Source organism: Candidatus Avedoeria danica, from assembly GCA_016703025.1.
Classification (GTDB): domain Bacteria; phylum Chloroflexota; class Anaerolineae; order Epilineales; family Epilineaceae; genus Avedoeria; species Avedoeria danica.
In genome coordinates, this window is record JADJCV010000002.1 from 159,324 (window position 1) to 178,674 (window position 19,351).

Below are 19,351 nucleotides of genomic sequence, written 5' to 3' on the forward strand. Positions count from 1 at the left end.
ATCTGGATCCGGCCCCTATGCTATCTTCACCGCCGATGATCGCTCCTGCCACGCTGTCGCCGACCCGACTCGCCGCGCTCGAACAAGTGCGGGCCATCGTCTTGCGCGCCCTTCCTGACGACTGTGGCGACACTGGTGCTGTCTGATGCCGACCGCGTAGCATCCTCCCCCTCCCCCAGACTTGGGGGAGGGGGTCGGGGGGTGAGGGCTACCCTAACCACCCTCGAATCCGAGATCACCGCCTGCCGCCTCTGCCCCCGCCTCGTCGCCTGGCGCGAGCACGTCGCCGTCACCAAGCGCGCCGCGTACGCGGACCAGACGTACTGGGGCCGCCCCGTCCCCGGCTTCGGCGACCCCGACGCCTGGCTGCTCATCGTCGGCCTCGCGCCCGGCGCCCACGGCTCGAACCGCACCGGCCGCATGTTCACCGGCGACGGCTCGGGCCAGTGGCTCTACCGCTCCCTTCACCGCGCCGGATTCGCCTCGCAACCGAACGCCGCGTCGCGCGACGACGGCCTGACGCTCACCGGCGCCTGGATCACGGCCGCCGTCCGGTGCGCCCCGCCCGCCAACAAGCCGACGCCGGACGAGTGGGCCGCGTGCCGGCCGTTCCTCTGCCGCGAGATCCCGCTCCTGCCGAACGTCCGCGTCGCCGTCGCGCTCGGCGGCTTCGCGTGGCAGAAGGTGCTCGATGTCGGCCGCGACGTCGGCCCCGGCCTCGGCTGGACCGTCCCGCGTCCCGCGCCCGCTTTCGGCCACGGCGTGGAGCACGACCTCGGCGCGGTGCGGTTGATCGGCTGCTACCACCCCAGCCAGCAGAACACGTTCACGGGGCGGTTGACGGAGGGGATGTTGGACGACGTGTGGGAAATGGCGAAGCGCCTGTAGTGGGTGCCCCTACAGGCGGTCCGCGATCTCCTCCGGTTCCCGCTCGTATCGCCGCAGCTGCGGCGTGAGCCAGGCCACGCCGCCGGTGGCGACGAGGCAGGCGATCCCGCCGCTGATCACGGATGCTGCGGCGCCCCAGATGCTGGCCACGATGCCGGCCTCGAGTTCGCCAAGCTGCGGGCCGCCCATGAAGAAGATCATGTTCACGCTCGTCATCCGGCCGCGGAGCCGGTCCGGTGTGGACATCTGGCGGATGACGTTGCGGATGACGGTCGAGACCATGTCCGACGCGCCGTAGACGACGAGGCAGCCGAACGTCAGCCAGAAGCTGCGCGAGAAGCCGAAGGCCACCGTCGCGGCGCCGTAGACGAAGACCGAGGCGAGCATCACCCAGCCGCGGTAGCGGATTCGGCGGATCATCGGCACCATGACGATCGCCGCCACGAACGCTCCGGCCGCCGGCGCCGCCTGGAGCACGCCGTAGCCCGTGGCGCCGACGCCGAGCACGTTCTCGGCGAAGATCGGCAGGAGTGCCGTGGCCGAGGCGAAGAACGTCGCGAAGAAGTCCATCAGCATCGAGCCGCGGATGAGGGGCGCCCGGAAGACGAACTGGAGGCCCTCCCACGCCGCGTGCAGGCTGATCGCGCCGCCCTGTGCGCCGGCGCCGGCCGGGATGTCGCGCATGAGCAGGACGGCGGCGATGACGGCGCCGAACGACAGGGCGTTGATCGCGTACACCCAGCCCAGGCCGAGCGTGGCGATGATCAGGCCGCCAAGCGCCGGCCCGGCGACGGCCGAGAGTTGGAACATCGTCGTGTTCAGGCTGACGGCCGAGGCCATGTGTTCGGGGGGGACGAGGCTGGGCACCAGCGCGCTGCGCGCCGGGTTGTCGAACGCGGCGGCGGCGGCGCCGATGGCGGTCAGGACGTAGATCGGCCAGATGACGGACAGGCCGTTGAACGTGAGGATGGCCAGCACGATGGCCGCCGTGCCCATCGACGCCTGGGTGATGATGAGCATCTTGCGCCGGTCGATCGCGTCCGCGACGACGCCGCCGACGAGCGAGAAGACGATGATCGGTCCGATCCGCACGAGGCCGACGAGGCCGAGGGCGACGGCGGCGGCGTCCAGTTGGTCGGCCCCCGGGTAGAAGCGCTTGACGTGCCACAGCACCGCCGCACTCTGCATCAGGTTGCCGGCGATCGAGACGAGCTGGCCGACCCACAGCAGCCGGTAGTTGCGATAGCGCAGCGCGACGAGCGATGCCGGCAGCCTGCGCCCGGAGCGTTGGCGCGGTTCGGACGGCCGGCGACGCGCCTTCGGATCGCTCACGCGCGGCTCCGGTGGTGCGATCGTGCGGCGCGTCGAAGCGCCGCACTGGCCAGTCGGCCAGCCCTGTGACCGGCCATCTGCACGATTGACAGGCCACGCAACCGCGTTAGCATGAGGTCGGCAAGCTTAGTACACCGCCACTGGACACGCTCGGGGTTGCCACCAGAGTGCGGAACCCGGAGATTCTGCAGTGGTGGTGTACGAGCCTAGCCATTCCCATGTCGTTTCGTCTGTAGAGCGAACGGCCGCCGAGAAAGGTCCGAGTCGATGTCGAAGTTCCTGGAACTCAACATGGCCACGTGGGACCGCGCATTGCGCGTGGTCATTGGCGTTGCGCTGATCGCCCTGGTGTTCGTCGGCCCAAAGACCCCGTGGGGCTGGGTGGGCGTGGTACCGCTGCTCACGGGGTTGGCGGGCAGGTGCCCGGTCTACACGCTGTTCGGCATTCGGACCTGTCCTGCCGACAACACGTAGGGAATCGCCGGTTCGGCAGGCAAGCCGGGCGATCAGAGCGTGATCCACTGATAGTCCCCTTCGCACGGCGGCCCGTCCGTGATCCACATCGCCCGCGCGTCGAGGTCCATGATCACCGACGTCACGGTGCGGTAGTCGCCGGACGGGTCGTCGGGGTCGGGGTGGCGGCAGACCGAGTAGGGGTAGCCGGTGTGGTCGCGCAGCATCGACTGCAGGTCGTCCACCGTGATATTGGCGCGGTCGGCCAGGCTCGAGCGCAGGCAGTCCAAGCGGTTGAGCGACGCGAACCGCTGGACGTTCGGCGTTTCGGCGATGCCGGCACTCTCGGGGTCGAAGAAGTGGTTCGTGTGGACGATCCGCCCGCCGGCGTCCGGGGCGATCCGGCACGTCGTCATGGGCGACGCCTCGAGGTCGACGGCGCTGCCCCCCTCCGCCCCAAGGCCGGCTTGGGCGAGGACGAAGTTGCCGCTGCACGCCCGCGGTCCGTTCGTCACGCGCGCCACGGCGCCGTCGAGGGTGCGCTCGCCGAGGATCTGCCAGCACCGGACGTGGAACGGTGCCGCCGGCCGCGACCAGTCGTCGTCCTGGCTGGTCAGCCCATTGATCGCCAGACCGAGCCCGTGGCTGTTCAGGCCGATCTTGCCGCCGAACACCCCGGCTTCGGTGAACGCCGCCCGGGCGAACCCGTCCGGCTGGCGCTCGACGACGACCGCACCCTTGACGTCCGGGATCCAGTCCCAGTTCTGGCCGAGGAGCGTGTGGCCGTCGGCCGTCGCCGGGGGCGTGAGCGCGAACGACGTGCAGCCGTCGACGGCCGACTCGGCGTGGAGCGCCAAGAGCGTGAACTGGGCGTACATCAGCTCGTAGCGCGCGTTCAGCGCGGCGATCGCCAGCACGTCGTGACCGGCGCCCTCGGCGATGCCGCGCACGCCCGCGGCGTACTCGGGCGACGCGGCGGTGAGGCGCTCCCAGAGCGTTGCCGCGCGCTCCAGGACCCGCTGGCGCGACATCCGGCCCTCGACGTTGAAGCGGCGGAAGTAGACGGCGACGTTGTGGTCGATCTCGGCGCGCAGGGCGCGGCCGTGGAGCAGGCCCTGCGCGTGCGTGTCGCCGGAGACGGATACGATCGGCAGCATGAGAACCTCGTGGACCCGCCGTTGCGCCGCCGTGCGTTGGGCGCCGCGGGCTGTGGCGGGCTGGGGCGCGTCCGATCGGACGGCGGGGGTGGGGCGCATTCGGTGCGCGGATGGGGGATCGAGGACGGATGAAGTCGGAGCGGATAAGGATGCGGGCAGGCGGGCGGCGGGGCAAGGTTCGTCGACTCCGGCCGCGCGGCATCACCCGAGCGCCTGCCGCCTGTCCGACCGACACCGCACCGCGCATGCTAGAATCCGCCCGCCCCAAGGAGAACGCCACGGCCTCGCTGCTCCTCACCGGCCCAGCCGGCTTCATCGCCTCCCACCTCGCCGAACGCCTGTTGGCGGACGGCCACACGGTGCTGGGCGTCGACTGCTTCACGGACTACTACCCGCGCGCCGTCAAAGAACGGAACCTGGCCGGTGCGCTCGCCCATCCTGCCTTCACGTTCGTCGAAGGGGACCTGCGGACGATGGACGTCCGGCCGCTCGTCGAGCAGGTGGAGTGCGTCGTCCACCTGGCGGCGATGGGTGGGCTCCTCCAATCCTGGACGGCGTTCGAGGCCTATCAGGGGTGCAACATCCTGGCGACGCAGCGGCTCCTCGAGGCGATGCGGCAGGTGGGCGGCGGGCGGCGAATCGTCCACGTCAGCACGTCGTCGGTGTACGGCCGCGAATCGTCCGGTGGTGAGGCCCGCATGCCGGCACCGGATTCGCCGTACGGCGTCACGAAGCTGGCCGCCGAGCACCTCGTGCAGGCCTACCACCGCAACTTCGACGTGCCGATGACGATCCTGCGCTACTTCAGCATCTACGGGCCGCGCCAGCGGCCGGATATGGGCTACTACATCTTCATCGACCGCGTGCTGCGCGGAGAGGAGATCACGGTCTTCGGCGACGGTCAACAGACGCGCGGCAACACGTTCGTCGGCGACTGCGTCGACGCCACCGTCAAGGCCGTCGAGCACGGCCCGACGGGCGACGTGTTCAACATCGGCGGCGGTGAGACGATCTCGGCGATCGGTGCGATCGAACTCATCGAGTCGCTGACCGGCCGCCGTGCCAGCATCGTCCACGCCCCGGCGCGCCCCGGCGAGCAGAGCCACGCGCTGGCGGACACGTCCAAGGCGCGCGCCACCTTCGGCTGGGCGCCGCACGTCGGGATCCGCGATGGGATGGCGGCCCAGGTGGCGTGGCAGATACAATACGCCGGCAACCCATAGCAAGACCCCATAACAAGACCCGAGGACACCCGCTCGATGACCGTGACCCACACCCGTGAGGCCTCCGTCCGGCTGACCGCCGACGGTGTGCGGCCAGCGCTCTCGATCGTCATCCCGCTCTTCAACGAGGTCGAGACGATCCCGATGCTGGCCGAGCGGCTGGCCACGGCGCTCGACCGCCTCGGCCGCAGCTGGGAGGTCATCGTCGTCGACGACGGCTCGACGGACGGCTCGTTCGAGGCGCTTGCGCGCGTGCACGCGGCCGACCCACGGTTCACCGTCATCCAGTTCCGCCGCAACTTCGGCCAGACGCCGGCGTTCATGGCCGGCTTCGACGCCGCGCGCGGCGGGATCGTCGTCACGATGGACGCCGACCTCCAGAATGATCCGGACGACATCGGCGCCGTCGTGGTCGAGATGGAGCGCGGCGGCTACGACATCGTCAGCGGCTGGCGCCAGGACCGCAAGGAGCCGCTCTTGCGGCGGCGGATCCCGAGCCTGTTCGGCAACTGGGTCATGGGCGTCCTCACCGGCGTCCGGCTGAAGGACACCGGGTGCTCGCTCAAGGCCTACCGCTCCGAGGTCGTCAAGAACATCAAGCTGTACGGCAACCTGCACCGCTTCGTCCCGGCCGCCGCCAGCTGGTACGGTGTCACGATCGGCCAAGTGCCGGTGCGGGACAACCCGCGCGCGCACGGGACCTCAAAGTACGGCCTTGGGATCAAGCGCGCGCCGCGGGTCCTGTTGGATCTGCTGACGCTCTACTTCTTGCGCAACTTCGGCACGCGGCCCATCCACATCTTCGGCGGCATCGGCATCGTCTCCGGCTTGCTCGGCGTGCTCGTCGGCCTCTATCTGACGGTCGTCAAGCTCGTGTACGATCAGAACATCGGCGATCGGCCGCTGCTGTTGCTCGCCGTCCTGCTCGTCATCCTCGGCGTGAACTTCCTGTCGATGGGATTCTTGGGTGAGCTCGTCGTCCGCTCGTACCACGAGGCCCAGGACAAGCCGATCTACACCGTCCGCCGTGTCCTCGACGCGGCGGGCGATCCGACACCCGCCGCACCGTTGCGCGGCTGACCCTCGAACCCACGGGAGTGACCGAATGCGCATCCTGTTCCGCGCCGCCGCCGCGCTTTCCCTCGCCGTCGCCCTTGCGGCCGTCGCCGCGCCCGCCCCCGCGGCCCACGCCCAGCCGCGCCGCACGGCCACCCCGACGCGCACCCCGACGCTGACGCGCACGCCGACGCTCACCCGCACCCCGACGCGCACGCGCACCCCGACCTCGACGCACACCCCGACCCGCACCCCCACCCCGTCGCGCACGCCGACGGCGACGGTCTGGGCCGAAGCATCACTGGGCGGCGGTCCGGTGTACGACCTGGCCGCGAGCCCGCTCGACGCGCCCGACGCCGGCTGGCAGCAGCACCTCGTGGCCACCGGCAACGATGTCTTCCTCAGCCTCGACGCCACCGCTTGGCGCACCGGCCGGACCGGCGTCCCCGATGCCGGCAACATCGTGTCGGCGCCCGACGGCCGGTTCTTCGTGGCCACGCGCGGCGGCAAGGGCTACCGCAGCATGAACGACGGCAACGACTGGTCCGAGCTGTCGATCGGCGGCGACGACGATCCGGTCCGCTTCCTGGCCGCCTCGCCCGATTTCCTGAACGAGCCTGAGGCGTACGCGATCACGATCGAGGACGGTCAGCTCTATCGCACCGAGGACTCGGGCAGCAGCTGGGCCGCCATCGTCGTCGACCTCGAGCAGCCGCACTTCAGCGCCGCTCTGGCCTATTCGCCGGTCGTCGCGTTCGACAAGACGGCGTTCCTCGGCACGGACCGCGGCATCTACCGCACGACGGATGACGGGCGGAGCTGGGAGTTGAGGGTCGGGCCGGCCGCCGGCCCTTCCGCGGGCCCGCGCTTCGGACCCGAGGGCGGCGAGTTGCGCCACCAGGGAATCCTGTTGCCCGCCGAGTGGGGCGACGACATGCGGCGCAAGGGCGACCCGATCGTGCGCGCGATGTTCGCCTGGAACGAGAGCGGCGTCTGGCAGAGCGATGACGACGCCGCGACGTGGCGCAAGCTGCCGGTGCCGGCAGCCATCGAGACCGTGCACCACCTGGCGGCCTCGCCCGGCTTCCCGGCCGACCCGCTCCTCCTCGTCACCGGCGCCGGGGTGGGCATCGTCGGCGCCGTCTCGACGGACGGAGGCGGCACGTGGCGGACGATCGCGACGGATGATCCCGGCCTCGTCGGGACGCGCGGCGCGTTCGCGCGGGCGTTCGTGCCGCTGCCCGTCAAGGACATCATCCCCCCGCGCAAGGACCCGTCGATGGTCCACAATTCCTTCCTGCCGATCATGTGGATGTCACCGCTGCGCGTGCCGACGCCGATCCCCGGCCAGCCGCTGCCGACCCCGACCTACCTGGCCGTGCCCACCGTGCCGGTGCAGCGCGAGGTCTACCTGGCCACCGACGGCAGCGGTGTCTGGCGCTCGACGGACGACGGGAGCTCGTGGCAGCGCCCGTACGACGCGCTGCCGAACGGCGGCCCGACGTGCGTGACGTTCCTGTCGGGCGACGGCCAGCTGCTCCTGGCCGGCACGGAAGCGGCCGGCCTCTATCGCTCGTCCGACGGCGGCGCAACGTGGTCCCGCCTCGACGGCGCGTTGCCGCGCGGCGAGGGCGAGAGGATTCAGGCGATCGAGCCGTCGCCCGCGTTCGACAGCGACCGGACGGTCTTCGCCACGACGGCCAGCGGCGTCTGGGTCAGCCGCGATGGCGGCACCGCCTGGCAGCGCACCGCCGGCCCGGCACCGGCCCGCACGCTGGCCGTGTCGCCCGACTTCGCCAACGACCGCACCGTGCTCGTCGACGGCTGGCTCTCGACGGACGGCGGCGCCACCTGGAACGCGACCGCGGCCCGCGACACGTTCCCATGGCGCGCCGTCGCGTTCTCGCCGCGCTACGCCCAGGATCGGACGATCTGGGCCGGCACGGACGCCGTCGGGCGGCTGCTGCCGAACCACCTCGGCCTCTACCGCTCGACGGACGGCGGCGGGAGTTGGGCGCAGATCGACGACAACCTCTTGCTCGACCGCGGCGTCTTCAGCCTCGCCCTCCTCTCGGCCAGCTCGGCCGAGCCGGTGCGCGTCTTCGTCGGCACGAGCAACGGGCTGATCCGGTCGATCGACGACGGCGGGACGTGGCAAGGGGTGAACACGTTCTCCGGGCAGGTGATCGGCGGCCTCGACTCGATCGTCCTGACCCGCATCGAGTTCGGCATCGTCGCCGTGGCCTCCGCGCGCGGCGTCGGCTGGTCGACGGACCGGGGCCTGAACTGGACGCTCGCAGCGGACGGCCCGAAGACCGTCTCACGGGTGACGCTTGCGCCCGACGGCCAACACGTCGTCGTCACGACGCGCCTGACGCTCGCCCGGCGGCAGATCCCCGACGTGCCGGCGGACTGACACCGCTGCCGGCCGAGGGCCACGTCGCCGCCCCACCGACGCACCACGCCGAGCGTGCTGCCGCGCTGAACGCGCGCGCGGCGCGATCGGCGGCGTCGGCGCGCGGCGGCGTCGCGCTCGTCCGCGCGCACGCCTGGGACATCGCGGCGATCGTGGCGTTCGTCGCGCTCGTCGCGTTCTACCGCCGCAATCTCGTTGGCTGGCTCATCAGCGACGACGAGGGGAGCTACCTGTATGCGGCGTGGCGGATGTCGCTGGGCGAGCGGCCGTACCGCGACTTCCTGACGCCGCAGCTGCCGGTCTTCCTGCTGCCGGGCGGCTGGCTGATGGGCGTCGCCGGCGCCAGCGTGCACGCCGCCCGCCTGCTGGCCGTCGGCCTGACGATGACCGCCGGCATCGCCACGTGGGCGACGGCGCGGCGGTTGTTCGGGCCAGCGGTGGCGGCCGTCGCCCTCGTCGCGATGCTCCTGCAGCCGGACGTGTTCGCCGTCGGCCGGGTGTATCGGCCCGAACCGTTCATGCTGGCCGCGCAGGCGCTGGCGGTGGCGGCCTTCGCCCGAGCCGTCGTGCCGCGGCCCGGACGCGAGGACCCGCCGGTGCGGGTATGGCTCGTGGTCAGCGGGGCGCTGTTCGGCGTGGCGACGTTGGCCAAGCTGTTCGGGCCTTGGCCGCTCGGCGGGCTGTTGTTGTGGTTGGTGGTGGACGGGCGGCGGCGCCGACGGCCGCTCGGATCGATCGTCGGCGACGGGCTGGCGGCCGTGCTGGCGGCCGTCGTCGTGACGGTGGCGGGGCTGGCGGCGATCGGCGTCTACAGCGGCGGGATCGGGACGATGGTCGAGGCGACGATCGGCCACCACCTGCGGCAGGGGGCGTCGAAGCCGCTGGGTCAAGTGATTGGCGAGGGCTTCGGGTTGTTCGCGCTCTACATCCGCGACGGCGGGCGGGCGCTGGCGCTGGCCGTCGCGCTGGCCGTGGCCTGGGACGCGGTCCGCCGGCCGGGGCGCGAGACGGCGATCTTCGCGTGGCAGCTGGCGTCGGCGCTGGCGTTCTTCGCGCTGGCCCGCGACCGCTACCCGCGGCACCTGGTCTACCTGGCGCCGGCGCTGGCCGTCCTGTTTGCGGTGGGCGTGCGACGCATGTTCCTCGCGGCGCGGCGGCTCGAGGTCGACCGCTCCGCTGAAGGCGGGCTGCTGAAGGGGGTCGCGGTCGCGTTGACGGTGGGCTTGGCGCTGGGCTGGTACCTGTTCGATCGGGACTACACGGCCGCCCGTGAAGAGGACGGCACGGTGCGGCTGGCGGACGTGCTGGCGGCGTTGAGCGGTCCGGACGACGTCGTCCTGTCGGACTACTCGGAGTTGAACTTCTATGCCCAGCGCCCGACGACGTACGCCGCGGCCTCGCTGTCCACGGGTGCGGTGTCGAGCGGTCAGATCACGTGGCGCCGGATCGCGGACGATCTGCAGCGATCCGGCAAGGAGCCGGCGCTCCTGGCGCTCGAGACCGGCAGCCCATACAGCCACCTGAGCTATCTGTCGGGCGATGACCGCGCGGCGTTTCAGGCGTGGATCAAAGCGGGGTGGCACGATGTCGGTGGGATCGAGCGCGGGCCGCAGAGGTATCGGCTCCATCTGCCGCGCGGGCGGGAGCCCGGTGCCGTAGCGGCGTTCGATGGCGGTCCGGTGCTCGTCGCTGGGGGGGCGGATCGGTCGGGGGCGACGGCGGGCGATGGCTTTGAGGTGAAGACGGTGTGGCGTGCGGTGGGGGCGATGTCGGACCCGCTGTCCGTGACGGTTCGGCTGATCGACGCGGCGGGCAACGAGCCGATCGCACCGGTCGATGCGCTCCTGAAGGCGTCGGGCACCGAGCGCTCAACGGATCGCTGGGCGCCGGACGAGTGGACGGCGATGCGGGTTGCCGTCGCGTTGCCGCAAGGAGTTCCGCCCGGGACGTATCGGGTGCTGCTCGGGCTCTATCGACGGGACGAGGGGCGGCCGGTGCAGCTCGGGGCGACGGCCGGCGACGGGCGGCCGATCGGCGGGGCGGTGGTGCTCGGCCAGCCGATCGTCGTGTCGGGCTGGCGGGCGCGCTCCGATGCCGCGGCGGCACGGGCGCTCGGCATGTCGCCGCCGGTCGCGGGTGTCGAATCAACCGGCGCCGCATCCACGGCGGCCGGATGGACGGCAGCCGGGCTGGCGCTGGTGGGGGTCGGCGAGATGCCGACGGGCACGGTTCAGGCCGGGACGGTGTTCCCGTTGCCGCTGGCGTTCCGGTTGCGGGAGGCGGGAAGGCCGCCATCGATCGTGCTGACGCTGACCGACCCGGCGACGGGCGCGATCGCCGGCGACAGCCGCGTCACCCTGGCCGCGGATGTCGCCGCCAGCGATGTCGCCCTTTGGCCCGCCGGCCTCACCATCCGACGCACGTTCCGCGTCCCGGTGTTCGCGAACGCCGGGGCCGGCCGTTACCGCGCCTACGCCGCCTGGCCAGCCGGCCTGGAAGAAGGGGGCGTGCGCGTCGAGGTGGGCGAAGTCGAGGTCGTGGCGCGGGACGTCTCGGGCGCCATCTTCGATGTCGAGGCGATCCGTCCGCGGCTGCCGATCGTCCTCGACGCGCGGCTGGGCGACGTCGGCACGCTGATCGCGGCGTCCGTGCCCGCGACGGCGACGGTCGGCACGGGGCTGACGGTGGTGCTGGGCTGGCGCGCGCGCAGCCCGTCGTCCGTGCCGTACAAGGTGACGGTTCAGCTGTTGAACGCCGAAGGCGTGCCGGTCGCACAGCATGACGCGGAGCCGGCGGAGGATCATCGGCCGACGACCGGCTGGCTGCCGGACGAGATCGTCGTCGACCGTCACGTGATCCAGCTCCCGCCGGACCTGGTGGCGGGCGCCTACACGCTGGCCGCTGCGCTCTACCACCCGCTGACCGCCGATCGGCTGCCGCGCACGGGGGGCGAGACGGCCGATGTCGCGCCCGGCCTGGTGCGGCTCGGGAGCATCCGCATCGAGTGATGGTCGAGTGATGGGCAAGGCGCGGGGAGAGCCCCTTCAGCCCCCCCCGCGCCACGCGGAACCGGCGCACCACGGTTCAGCGGAGATATGAACACACCAGCGGGCCGGAGCTGACCGGCGCGTGGCGCCCGAGCTGTCGCCAACGTGTCCGTTTCGCCCTCCCGCGCCGGGCGCCGCGGCGGTATCCTGCCTGCCGATGTGGCTCGCCCGTACGTGCACCCTCTGGCTCATCGGCATCGCTGCCGCCGACGTGCTCTGGCCGCCGACGGAGCGCCCGCCGGATGTGCGCATCGGCGGCGCGCTCGTCGTGCTGGCGGTCCTCGTCGCGCTCGGCGCCGGCCGGCGGGTGCGGGCGATTCGCGTCGGGGCGATGGCGGTCGCGATCGTGCTGGCCGGGGCCGGTCGGGTCTGGCTGGCGCGGCCGCGCTTCGATCCGGGGGACATCGCCCATTGGCGGGATCGGGGCGCGCGGAGCGTCGAGGGGATCGTGGCGGCGGAGCCTGAGCGGCGGGACGGCGGCGTGCACTACGTCGTGGCGGTCGAGCGGGTGGCGGAGTCACGGGACGACGGTGGACCGCTGCTGCCCGGACACGGCTTGCTCCTGGCACAGGCGGCGCGCTACCCCGTCTATGCGTACGGCGACCGCGTGCGCGTGCGCGGCGATGTCGTTCCGCCGCCCGTGCTGCCGGGATTCGACTACCGGACGTTTCTGGCGCGCAAGGGCATTCATGCGATCGTCCGGCGCGCGCACGTGGAGCGGGTCGACGGGCGCCGGGGCGGCTACATCGTCCCGCGGGTGCTGATCGCCATCAAGGTGCGGGCGCAGCGCGTCGTGGCGCACTCCCTGCCCGAACCCGAGGCCTCGCTGGCCACCGGCATCCTCCTCGGCGACGACGACGGGATCCCGCGGCGGGTGGCCGATGCGTTCCGGCGGACGAACACAACGCACGTGATCGCGATCTCGGGGTCGAACATCGCGCTGCTCGTCGCGGCCCTCCGGGTGTGGCTGGGGCGGTGGCGACGGCGGGGCTGGGCAACCGTCGCGACGATCGCCGTCGTCGCCGCCTACACCGTCCTCGTCGGTGCCGATCCGGCGGTCGTGCGGGCCGCGATCATGGGCGGGCTCGTCGTCCTGGCGCTGGCGAGCGATCGACGGGCCGAGGCCGTCACGGCGCTGGCGCTGTCCGGCGCACTGATGACGGCGTGGCGGCCGGCGATCATCGGCGACCTCGGGTTCCAGCTGTCGTTCGCGGCCACGGCGGGCCTCGTCGCGTTCGCCGGGCGGTTGGGCCGCTGGGTCGGGTCGCGCGTCGAGGCGCGGGCCGGGGGCGAGGGGGGCCGCGGCGCATACGTCGAGGGCGCACCGGCCGAACTTCGTAACGGCGACCCTTCGTTCCGCCCGACGGGGCGGATCATGGCGCTCCTGAACGAGTCCGTCCTCGTCACGCTGGCGGCGCAGCTCACGACGTGGCCGCTCATCGCCTGGCACACCGGCCAGCTCGGCGCCGTCGGACTCGTGGCCAACGTCCTGATCGTCCCGGCGCAGCCCGCCGTGATGGCCGCCGGCGGCGCGACGATCGCCGCCGGCCTCGTGTCGCCCGGACTTGGTCGCCTTGTGGGTGCGGTGGCCTGGCTGCCGCTGGCTTGGACGGTCCGCGTCGTCGAGGCGTGTGCCGCGTTGCCGGGCGCGGCGCTGGCGTGGCGGCCGCCGCTCACGCTTGTCGTCGGCTACTCCCTCGCGCTGGCCGTCGCGGCGATGCCGGGCGAGGTGCGGCGGGTTGCGCGTGGCGTTTGCGACGGGCTCGCACGATGGCGTGCCCGTTCGTCGCGCGGCGCGGTCGACGCCCCGGCGGGTCGCAGCGGCACCCGTCGGTTCCTGCGGCGCATCGGCTGGCCTGTCTTCGTCCTGGCCGGTGGCGCCGCCGTCCTGGCGTGGCGTGCCGTGCTCACCCAGCCCGACGGCCTGCTGCACGTCACGGCCCTCGACGTCGGCCAAGGCGACGCGATCCTCGTCGTCGCGCCGAACGGCCGGCGGATGCTCGTCGACGGCGGGCCGAGCCCGAGCGCGGTGCTCGATGGGCTTGGCCGGCGATTCGCGCCGTGGGATCGCCGACTCGACGTCGTCGTGCTGACCCACCCGGACGCCGACCATCTGGGCGGGCTGCCGGCGGTGTTGCGGCGGTACCGGGTGGGCCACATCGTCCAGCCCGAAGCCGAGCACGCGACGCCGGACGGACAGGCGTGGGACGCGGCGGTCGGGGCGGAGGGCGCGGTCGTGCACACCGCCACCGCGGGCATGCGGCTCGTGCTGGACGGTGCGACGGGCGTGGCGGCCGACGTGCGGTGGCCGCCGGCGGGCGACGTCGAGCGGGCGCTCGGCGTGGACGAGGTGCCGACGAACGATCGCTCGGTCGTGCTCGTGCTGCGCCATGGGCGGCGAAGCATCGTGTTGACGGGCGACATCGAAGAGGCCGTCGAGCGGGCGCTGATGCGGTCGCGCGACGCACTGCGCGGCGACGTCCTCAAGGTCGCCCACCACGGCAGTGCCACGTCGTCGACCGCTGCCTTCCTGGCTGCCGTCGCGCCGCGACTGGCCGTGATCAGCGTCGGCGCCGACAACCGCTTCGGGCACCCGGACGAGGGCGTGCTCGGGCGGCTGGGGGGCACAGTGGTGCGCCGGACGGACGTCGACGGCGCGGTCGACGTGTTCACGGATGGGGAGGGCGTTTGGGTGCGGTGACGGTATCGGGTGCGGTGCCAGCAGCGGGTGCGGTGGCGGTGTGGCAGCGGTGACGGTCTGGGGGCGGCGACAGTCCTCGGGCGGCGACAGTTTGGGAGCGACGACAACGGTATAATCCCACGCTCGAGCGCCAGGGGGTACGATTCGATGTCCCGTCCGATGCCCGAACGGCTGGCGGCCTTCGACCTCTTTGCCGGCCTCGATGCCGCCGCGATGGACGACATCGCCGCCGCCGCAATCGAGCGCCGCCTCGAGGCCGGTGAGGTGTTCTTCCGGCAGGCCGAGCCGGCGGAGCGCTTCTTCGTCCTCGTCGACGGGCGCGTGCGATTGGTCCAGGTCACGCCCGATGGCCAGCAGGTCGTCGTCAGCTTCATCATGCCCGGCGAGGGCTTCGGCCTGGTCGCCGTGCTGGCCGGCAACGTCTACCCGCTGACGGCCGAGGCGATGGATCCGGCCGTCGGCTACGGCTGGGATGGCCCGACCTACAAGGCGCTGATGGCCCGCCATCCCGAGCTGTCGATGCGCAGCCTCGGCCTCGTCGCGCGGCGGGTCCACGAGTTCCAGGCGCGCAACCGCGAGCTCTCCACGGAGCGCGTCGAGCGCCGGATTGCCCGCACGCTCATCCGCCTGACGACCCAGAGCGGCACACGCCAGAGCGACGGCGTCCGTATCGACCTGCCGCTGACGCGCCAGGACGTGGCGGAGATGACGGGCACAACCGTCTACACCGTCAGCCGCATCCTCGCCGGCTGGCACGAAGCCGGGATCATCGATGCCGGTCGCAAGCGGATCGTCATCCGCCAGCCCCACAGCCTCGTGGCCATTGCCGAGGACCTGCCGCCCGCGCGCTGATCGCCGGGTGCCTGGTACACCACCCTTGCAGAATCGCCGGGTTCCGCACCCTTGCGGCAACCCCTCCGCCAAATTGCGATAGCGCAACGTCGCCCAACGGCGCCGGGCGTAGGCTGTGCCTGCGTCCGAGGTGGGCGCGCCGCTTGGGGTGGGGGTCGGCGTGAACGAGGAGCCGGTCGATGGCCTGGCAGGGTGGACGGTGGCGAAGGTGCTGGCGCGGATGCCCGATCGCGCCATGGCCTTCATCCGCTTGCGCACCGCATGCGTCGGCTGCCCGCTCGATCGCTTCTGTACCCTGGCAGATGTCGCCAGCGCGTATCACATCCCGTTGGCAACCCTCGTCGACGCCGTCGCCACGACGGGCGACGAGGCGGACGAAGACCCGGCACATGTCGGCAGCGAGGCCGATCCATGACGTCAGCCGCACCTGGAGAAGGATTTCCCATGCATGCTAACGCCGAAGAGTTGCCCCGTGACGATCGACCGCCGGGCGCCGCGCCGCTCAGCCTTGCGCCCCTGTGGATCGCGGTGCTCGGCGTCGTCGTGCTGGGCTTGGTGGCGTGGTGGGCACCGGCGCGCACGGCCGACCCGGCCGTCGGCGCCACCGATCCGGCCGCGTCGATCGCGCCGGCAACGGACGGCTGGGCGGGCTTCGCGGTCGAGCCGGAGCGTCCGGCGCCCGGCTTCACGCTCACGGACGGCACCGGCCGGCCGTGGTCGCTCGACGATGCGCGCGGCTCCGTCGTCGCCCTGTTCTTCGGCTACACGCGCTGCCCCGACGTCTGTCCGCAGACGTTGAGCCGGCTGCAGGCGGCGGTCGCCGAGCTCGGCCCCGACGGCGACGCCGTGCGGGTGGTCCTCGTGACGACCGACCCCGAGCACGACACGCCCGACGTGATGGCGCGCTACGTCGGCGCGTACGATCCGCGCTTCGTCGGGCTGACCGGCAGCGTGAACGAAGTCCGGACGGTCGGGTCGCTGTTCGGCGCACTGCCCGGGGAGTCGGCGGATGGACACGACGAGGCGGCGGCGCACGACGACGGCGCGGCGCACGACGACGGCGCCGCCCAGGCCGACGCGCCGTCGATCGACCCGACGATGCACTCGAGCCGGGTCTGGCTGATCGATGCCGCCGGCCAGATGCGGGTCAGCTACAGCGGTCCGTACACGCCCGCCGACGTGGCCCACGACATGTCCATTCTCATCGGCGAGCGGCGCTAGCGTCGTCTCGTCGATGTGGAGTTGCGAGGCTTCCGGGCGGTGTTCGCCCGGTCACAGGGAGGAAGAAAGCGGATGAAACGCACACTTCAGGTATGGATGTTCGCCATGCTCGTGCCGATGGCCGTGTTCGGCTGCCGCCGGCAGGACGTCGACACGAGCGGCCAGCCGCGCGCCGAGGAGCAATCGGCGGAGCAGGACGCCGACGATGCCGCACGGCCGGGCGGCGCGGTGGCCGGCACCGTCGACGAGATCGCCAGCGCGCGCGGGTTGTCGCCGGACGATGTCAAGGCGGCGGTGATGACGTTCAACCCGTCCGGCAAGATGGATGAGTACATCCAGTTCGCCTCGGGCGGCCACGGCGGCCAGATGCTTGTCATCGGGCTCCCGTCCATGCGCTTGCTCAAGGTGATCGCCACCTTCGCCCCCGAGCCGTGGCAGGGCTTCGGCTACGGCGGGGAGGCGAGCAAGGCGGTGCTCGACGGCGGGAACGCGGCGAACCAGGAGCTGCGCTGGGCGGACACCCACCACCCGGCCCTCTCCGAGTCGGCCGGCGATTACGACGGCCAGTTCCTGTTCATCGGCGACAAAGCGAACGCGCGCATCGCGGTCATCGACCTGCGCGACTTCGAGACGAAGCAGATCGTCAAGAACCCGATCAGCGACGGCGACCACGGCGGCATGTTCGTGACGCCGAACACGGAGTGGGTCGTCGAGGGCGGTCAGTACTCGACGCCGCTGGGCGGCGCGTACGCCCCGATGTCGGAGTACAAGGACAAGTACCGCGGCCACATCACGTTCTGGAAGTTCGATCGCGACAAGGGCCGCATCGATCCCGAGCAGTCGTTCGCGATGGAGGTGCCGCCGTACTGGCAGGATCTGTGCGACTCCGGCAAGCTCGAGAGCGAGGGCTGGGTCTTCTGCAACAGCATCAACACCGAGCTGGCGACCGGCAATGCCGGTGCCGACGGCGTGAACTTCGAGTCCGGCGTGTCGCAGAACGACATGGACTACCTGCACGTCGTCAACCTGAACAAGGCGGCCGAGCTCGTGGCGGCCGGCAAGACGACCGACTTGAACGGCTTCAAGGTCCTGCCCCTGCAGACGTCGATCGACGAGGGCTTGCTCTACTTCATCCCCGAGCCCAAGAGCCCGCACGGCGCCGACGTGACGCCCAAGGGCGAGTACATCGTCGTGGGCGGCAAGCTCGACCAGAACGCGACCGTGTACAGCTTCAAGAAGATCCAGGACGCCATCGCCGCCGGCAATTTCGAGACGGACGACTACGGCGTGCCGCTCCTGCCGTTCGACGCGACCGTCGAGGCGCAGGTCGAGCTCGGCCTCGGCCCGCTGCACACCCAGTTCGACGACAAGGGCTACGCCTACACGAGCCTGTTCCTCGACAGCGCCGTGGCGCGCTGGACGCTCGGCGGCAGCTACCGGACGGACGGCGCCGAGCCGTGGAAGCTCGTCACCAAGACCCCCGTCCAGTACAACATCGGCCACCTGGCGACGGCCGAAGGCGACACCGTCAGCCCGGACGGGAAGTACCTCGTCGCGATGAACAAGTGGTCCGTCGATCGGTTCAACAACGTCGGCCCGCTCCTGCCGCAGAACTTCCAGCTGCTGGACATCACGTCCGGCGGCGAGCAGATGCCGGTGATCTACGACTCGCCGATCGGCATCGGCGAGCCGCACTACGCCCAGATCATCAAGGCCGACAAGCTCAAGGCGTTCGAAGCCTACCCCGAGATCGGCTGGGACACGCAGACGATGGCGGTGGATCCCGAAGCGCCGAGGGCCGGCACGGAGTCCGTCGTGCGCGACGGCAACAACGTGACCGTCCGAATGACCGCCATCCGCAGCCACTTCACGCCGGAGCGCATCGAGCTCAAGCAGGGCGACAACGTCACGCTCCACATCACGAACATCGAGACCGCCCGCGACGCGACGCACGGCTACGCCGTCTCGGTGCACAACATCAACCTGTCCCTCGAGCCCGGTGAGACCGAGACCGTGAAGTTCACGGCCAATCAGCCCGGCGTCTTCCCGTGGTACTGCACCGAGTTCTGCTCGGCGCTGCACCTCGAGATGGTCGGCTACATGCTCGTCGAGCCTTCGTCCGCGGCCGCTTCGGTGCGGTAGCGCGTTCAACCGCGCCGGCCCGCTTCCCGGGGCCGCGCGAAGTGTCGTCTGGGCATCCCGGGCCTCTGCTGCTCCCGGCCCGGGATGCCCGCGGCGACAGGTCGTTCGATGCGCCCGTGCGCGGCGTCACACGTCGGCGTACCATACGACACCCGGAATACACGGCATCCGGAATCCCAGGAAGTTGAGGTCAGATCGTGGAACGATCGCTGCGCGCGCTCCTCGGCGCCCGTGAGCCCGACGTCGTCACGGTGGCGGCCACGGCGCGTGAATCAGGCTTCGTCGCCTCGATGGTGCTGTTCATCGTCGGCGCCGCCGCGCTCGTCGCGTCGATCTTCTTCCCGTACTGGGAGCTGCGGCTCAACGCGCCGCAGTACCCGAAGGGTCTCTTCCTGACGGTCTTCATCGACCACATCAAGGGCGACATCAGCGAGATCGACGGTTTGAACCACTACATCGGCATGCGCCCCCTCGGCGCCGCGGCGGAAATCGAGCGCACGGTGGCGCCGGTGGCCCTCGCGGCCATCGTGCTCATGGTCCTCGCGCTGGCGTTCGTCCACCGCAAGTGGTTCGCGCCGCTGGCCGTGCCGGCGATGCTCCTGCCGCTCATCTTCCTGGCCGACATGTTCCTGTGGCTGCGGCACTACGGCCAGAACCTCGATCCGAGCGCCGCCCTTTCGGGGGCCATCAAGCCCTTCACGCCGACGATCCTCGGCCACGGCACGATCGGGCAGTTCTCGACCGACGCCCGCGTGCTCAGCGGCTTCTGGCTGGCGACGGCGGCGTCCGTGCTGATCATGTTCGGCCTCCACTTCCGCCGCGCCGCCCGACGGGCCGCGGCGCGCTCCGCGGCGGCCGCCTAG

General features: G+C 71.6%; 14 protein-coding genes. 12 read left to right on the forward strand and 2 right to left on the reverse strand.

Annotation, left to right across the window (positions count from 1 at the left end):
• Positions 1-201 precede the first annotated feature (201 nt).
• Positions 202-888, forward strand: coding sequence for a uracil-DNA glycosylase (locus tag IPG72_01755; GenBank protein MBK6767760.1), 687 nt, complete (start codon positions 202-204; stop codon positions 886-888).
• Between the two features lie 9 nt (positions 889-897).
• On the opposite strand, the gene IPG72_01760 is transcribed toward IPG72_01755, so the two are convergent.
• The gene (locus IPG72_01760; GenBank protein MBK6767761.1) at positions 898-2,220 is read right to left on the reverse strand and encodes an MFS transporter; all 1,323 of its coding nucleotides are present in this window, start codon (positions 2,218-2,220) and stop codon (positions 898-900) included.
• A gap of 279 nt (positions 2,221-2,499) precedes the next feature.
• Between IPG72_01760 and IPG72_01765 the strand changes: the two genes are divergently transcribed.
• On the forward strand, positions 2,500-2,694 hold the full coding sequence (locus tag IPG72_01765) for a DUF2892 domain-containing protein (protein MBK6767762.1): 195 nt from the start codon (positions 2,500-2,502) through the stop codon (positions 2,692-2,694).
• A gap of 32 nt (positions 2,695-2,726) precedes the next feature.
• Here the strand turns inward: IPG72_01765 and IPG72_01770 are convergent, their stop codons facing one another.
• Positions 2,727-3,830, reverse strand: a complete 1,104-nt coding sequence (locus IPG72_01770; protein MBK6767763.1) for a peptidase C45 — start codon at positions 3,828-3,830, stop codon at positions 2,727-2,729.
• 245 nt (positions 3,831-4,075) lie between these two features.
• Here IPG72_01770 and IPG72_01775 point away from each other — a divergent pair, with 245 nt between their 5' ends.
• The 10 genes from IPG72_01775 to IPG72_01820 all read left to right on the forward strand — a co-directional run bounded on the left by IPG72_01775 (position 4,076) and on the right by IPG72_01820 (position 19,351).
• Positions 4,076-5,053 (forward strand): NAD-dependent epimerase/dehydratase family protein, encoded by a 978-nt coding sequence (locus IPG72_01775; protein ID MBK6767764.1) that lies wholly within the window; start codon positions 4,076-4,078, stop codon positions 5,051-5,053.
• A 36-nt stretch (positions 5,054-5,089) separates the two neighbouring features.
• Positions 5,090-6,133 carry a glycosyltransferase family 2 protein gene (locus IPG72_01780; GenBank protein ID MBK6767765.1) on the forward strand — a complete coding sequence of 348 codons (1,044 nt, stop codon included), beginning with the start codon at positions 5,090-5,092 and terminating at the stop codon, positions 6,131-6,133.
• Between the two features lie 25 nt (positions 6,134-6,158).
• Entirely contained in the window at positions 6,159-8,525 is a 2,367-nt protein-coding gene (locus IPG72_01785; protein MBK6767766.1) for a hypothetical protein, read from the forward strand.
• A gap of 152 nt (positions 8,526-8,677) precedes the next feature.
• Positions 8,678-11,533, forward strand: a complete 2,856-nt coding sequence (locus IPG72_01790) for a glycosyltransferase family 39 protein (GenBank protein ID MBK6767767.1) — start codon at positions 8,678-8,680, stop codon at positions 11,531-11,533.
• Positions 11,534-11,654: 121 nt separating this feature from the next.
• Positions 11,655-14,273, forward strand: a complete 2,619-nt coding sequence (locus IPG72_01795; GenBank protein MBK6767768.1) for a ComEC/Rec2 family competence protein — start codon at positions 11,655-11,657, stop codon at positions 14,271-14,273.
• A 147-nt stretch (positions 14,274-14,420) separates the two neighbouring features.
• Complete coding sequence (locus IPG72_01800) at positions 14,421-15,125, forward strand: Crp/Fnr family transcriptional regulator (GenBank protein MBK6767769.1); 705 nt, start codon at positions 14,421-14,423, stop codon at positions 15,123-15,125.
• 160 nt (positions 15,126-15,285) lie between these two features.
• Positions 15,286-15,540 (forward strand): hypothetical protein, encoded by a 255-nt coding sequence (locus IPG72_01805; GenBank protein ID MBK6767770.1) that lies wholly within the window; start codon positions 15,286-15,288, stop codon positions 15,538-15,540.
• Positions 15,541-15,569: 29 nt separating this feature from the next.
• Positions 15,570-16,346 (forward strand): SCO family protein, encoded by a 777-nt coding sequence (locus IPG72_01810; GenBank protein ID MBK6767771.1) that lies wholly within the window; start codon positions 15,570-15,572, stop codon positions 16,344-16,346.
• A 117-nt stretch (positions 16,347-16,463) separates the two neighbouring features.
• The gene (gene nosZ, locus IPG72_01815; GenBank protein ID MBK6767772.1) at positions 16,464-18,488 is read left to right on the forward strand and encodes a Sec-dependent nitrous-oxide reductase; all 2,025 of its coding nucleotides are present in this window, start codon (positions 16,464-16,466) and stop codon (positions 18,486-18,488) included.
• A 197-nt stretch (positions 18,489-18,685) separates the two neighbouring features.
• Complete coding sequence (locus IPG72_01820) at positions 18,686-19,351, forward strand: cytochrome C (GenBank protein ID MBK6767773.1); 666 nt, start codon at positions 18,686-18,688, stop codon at positions 19,349-19,351.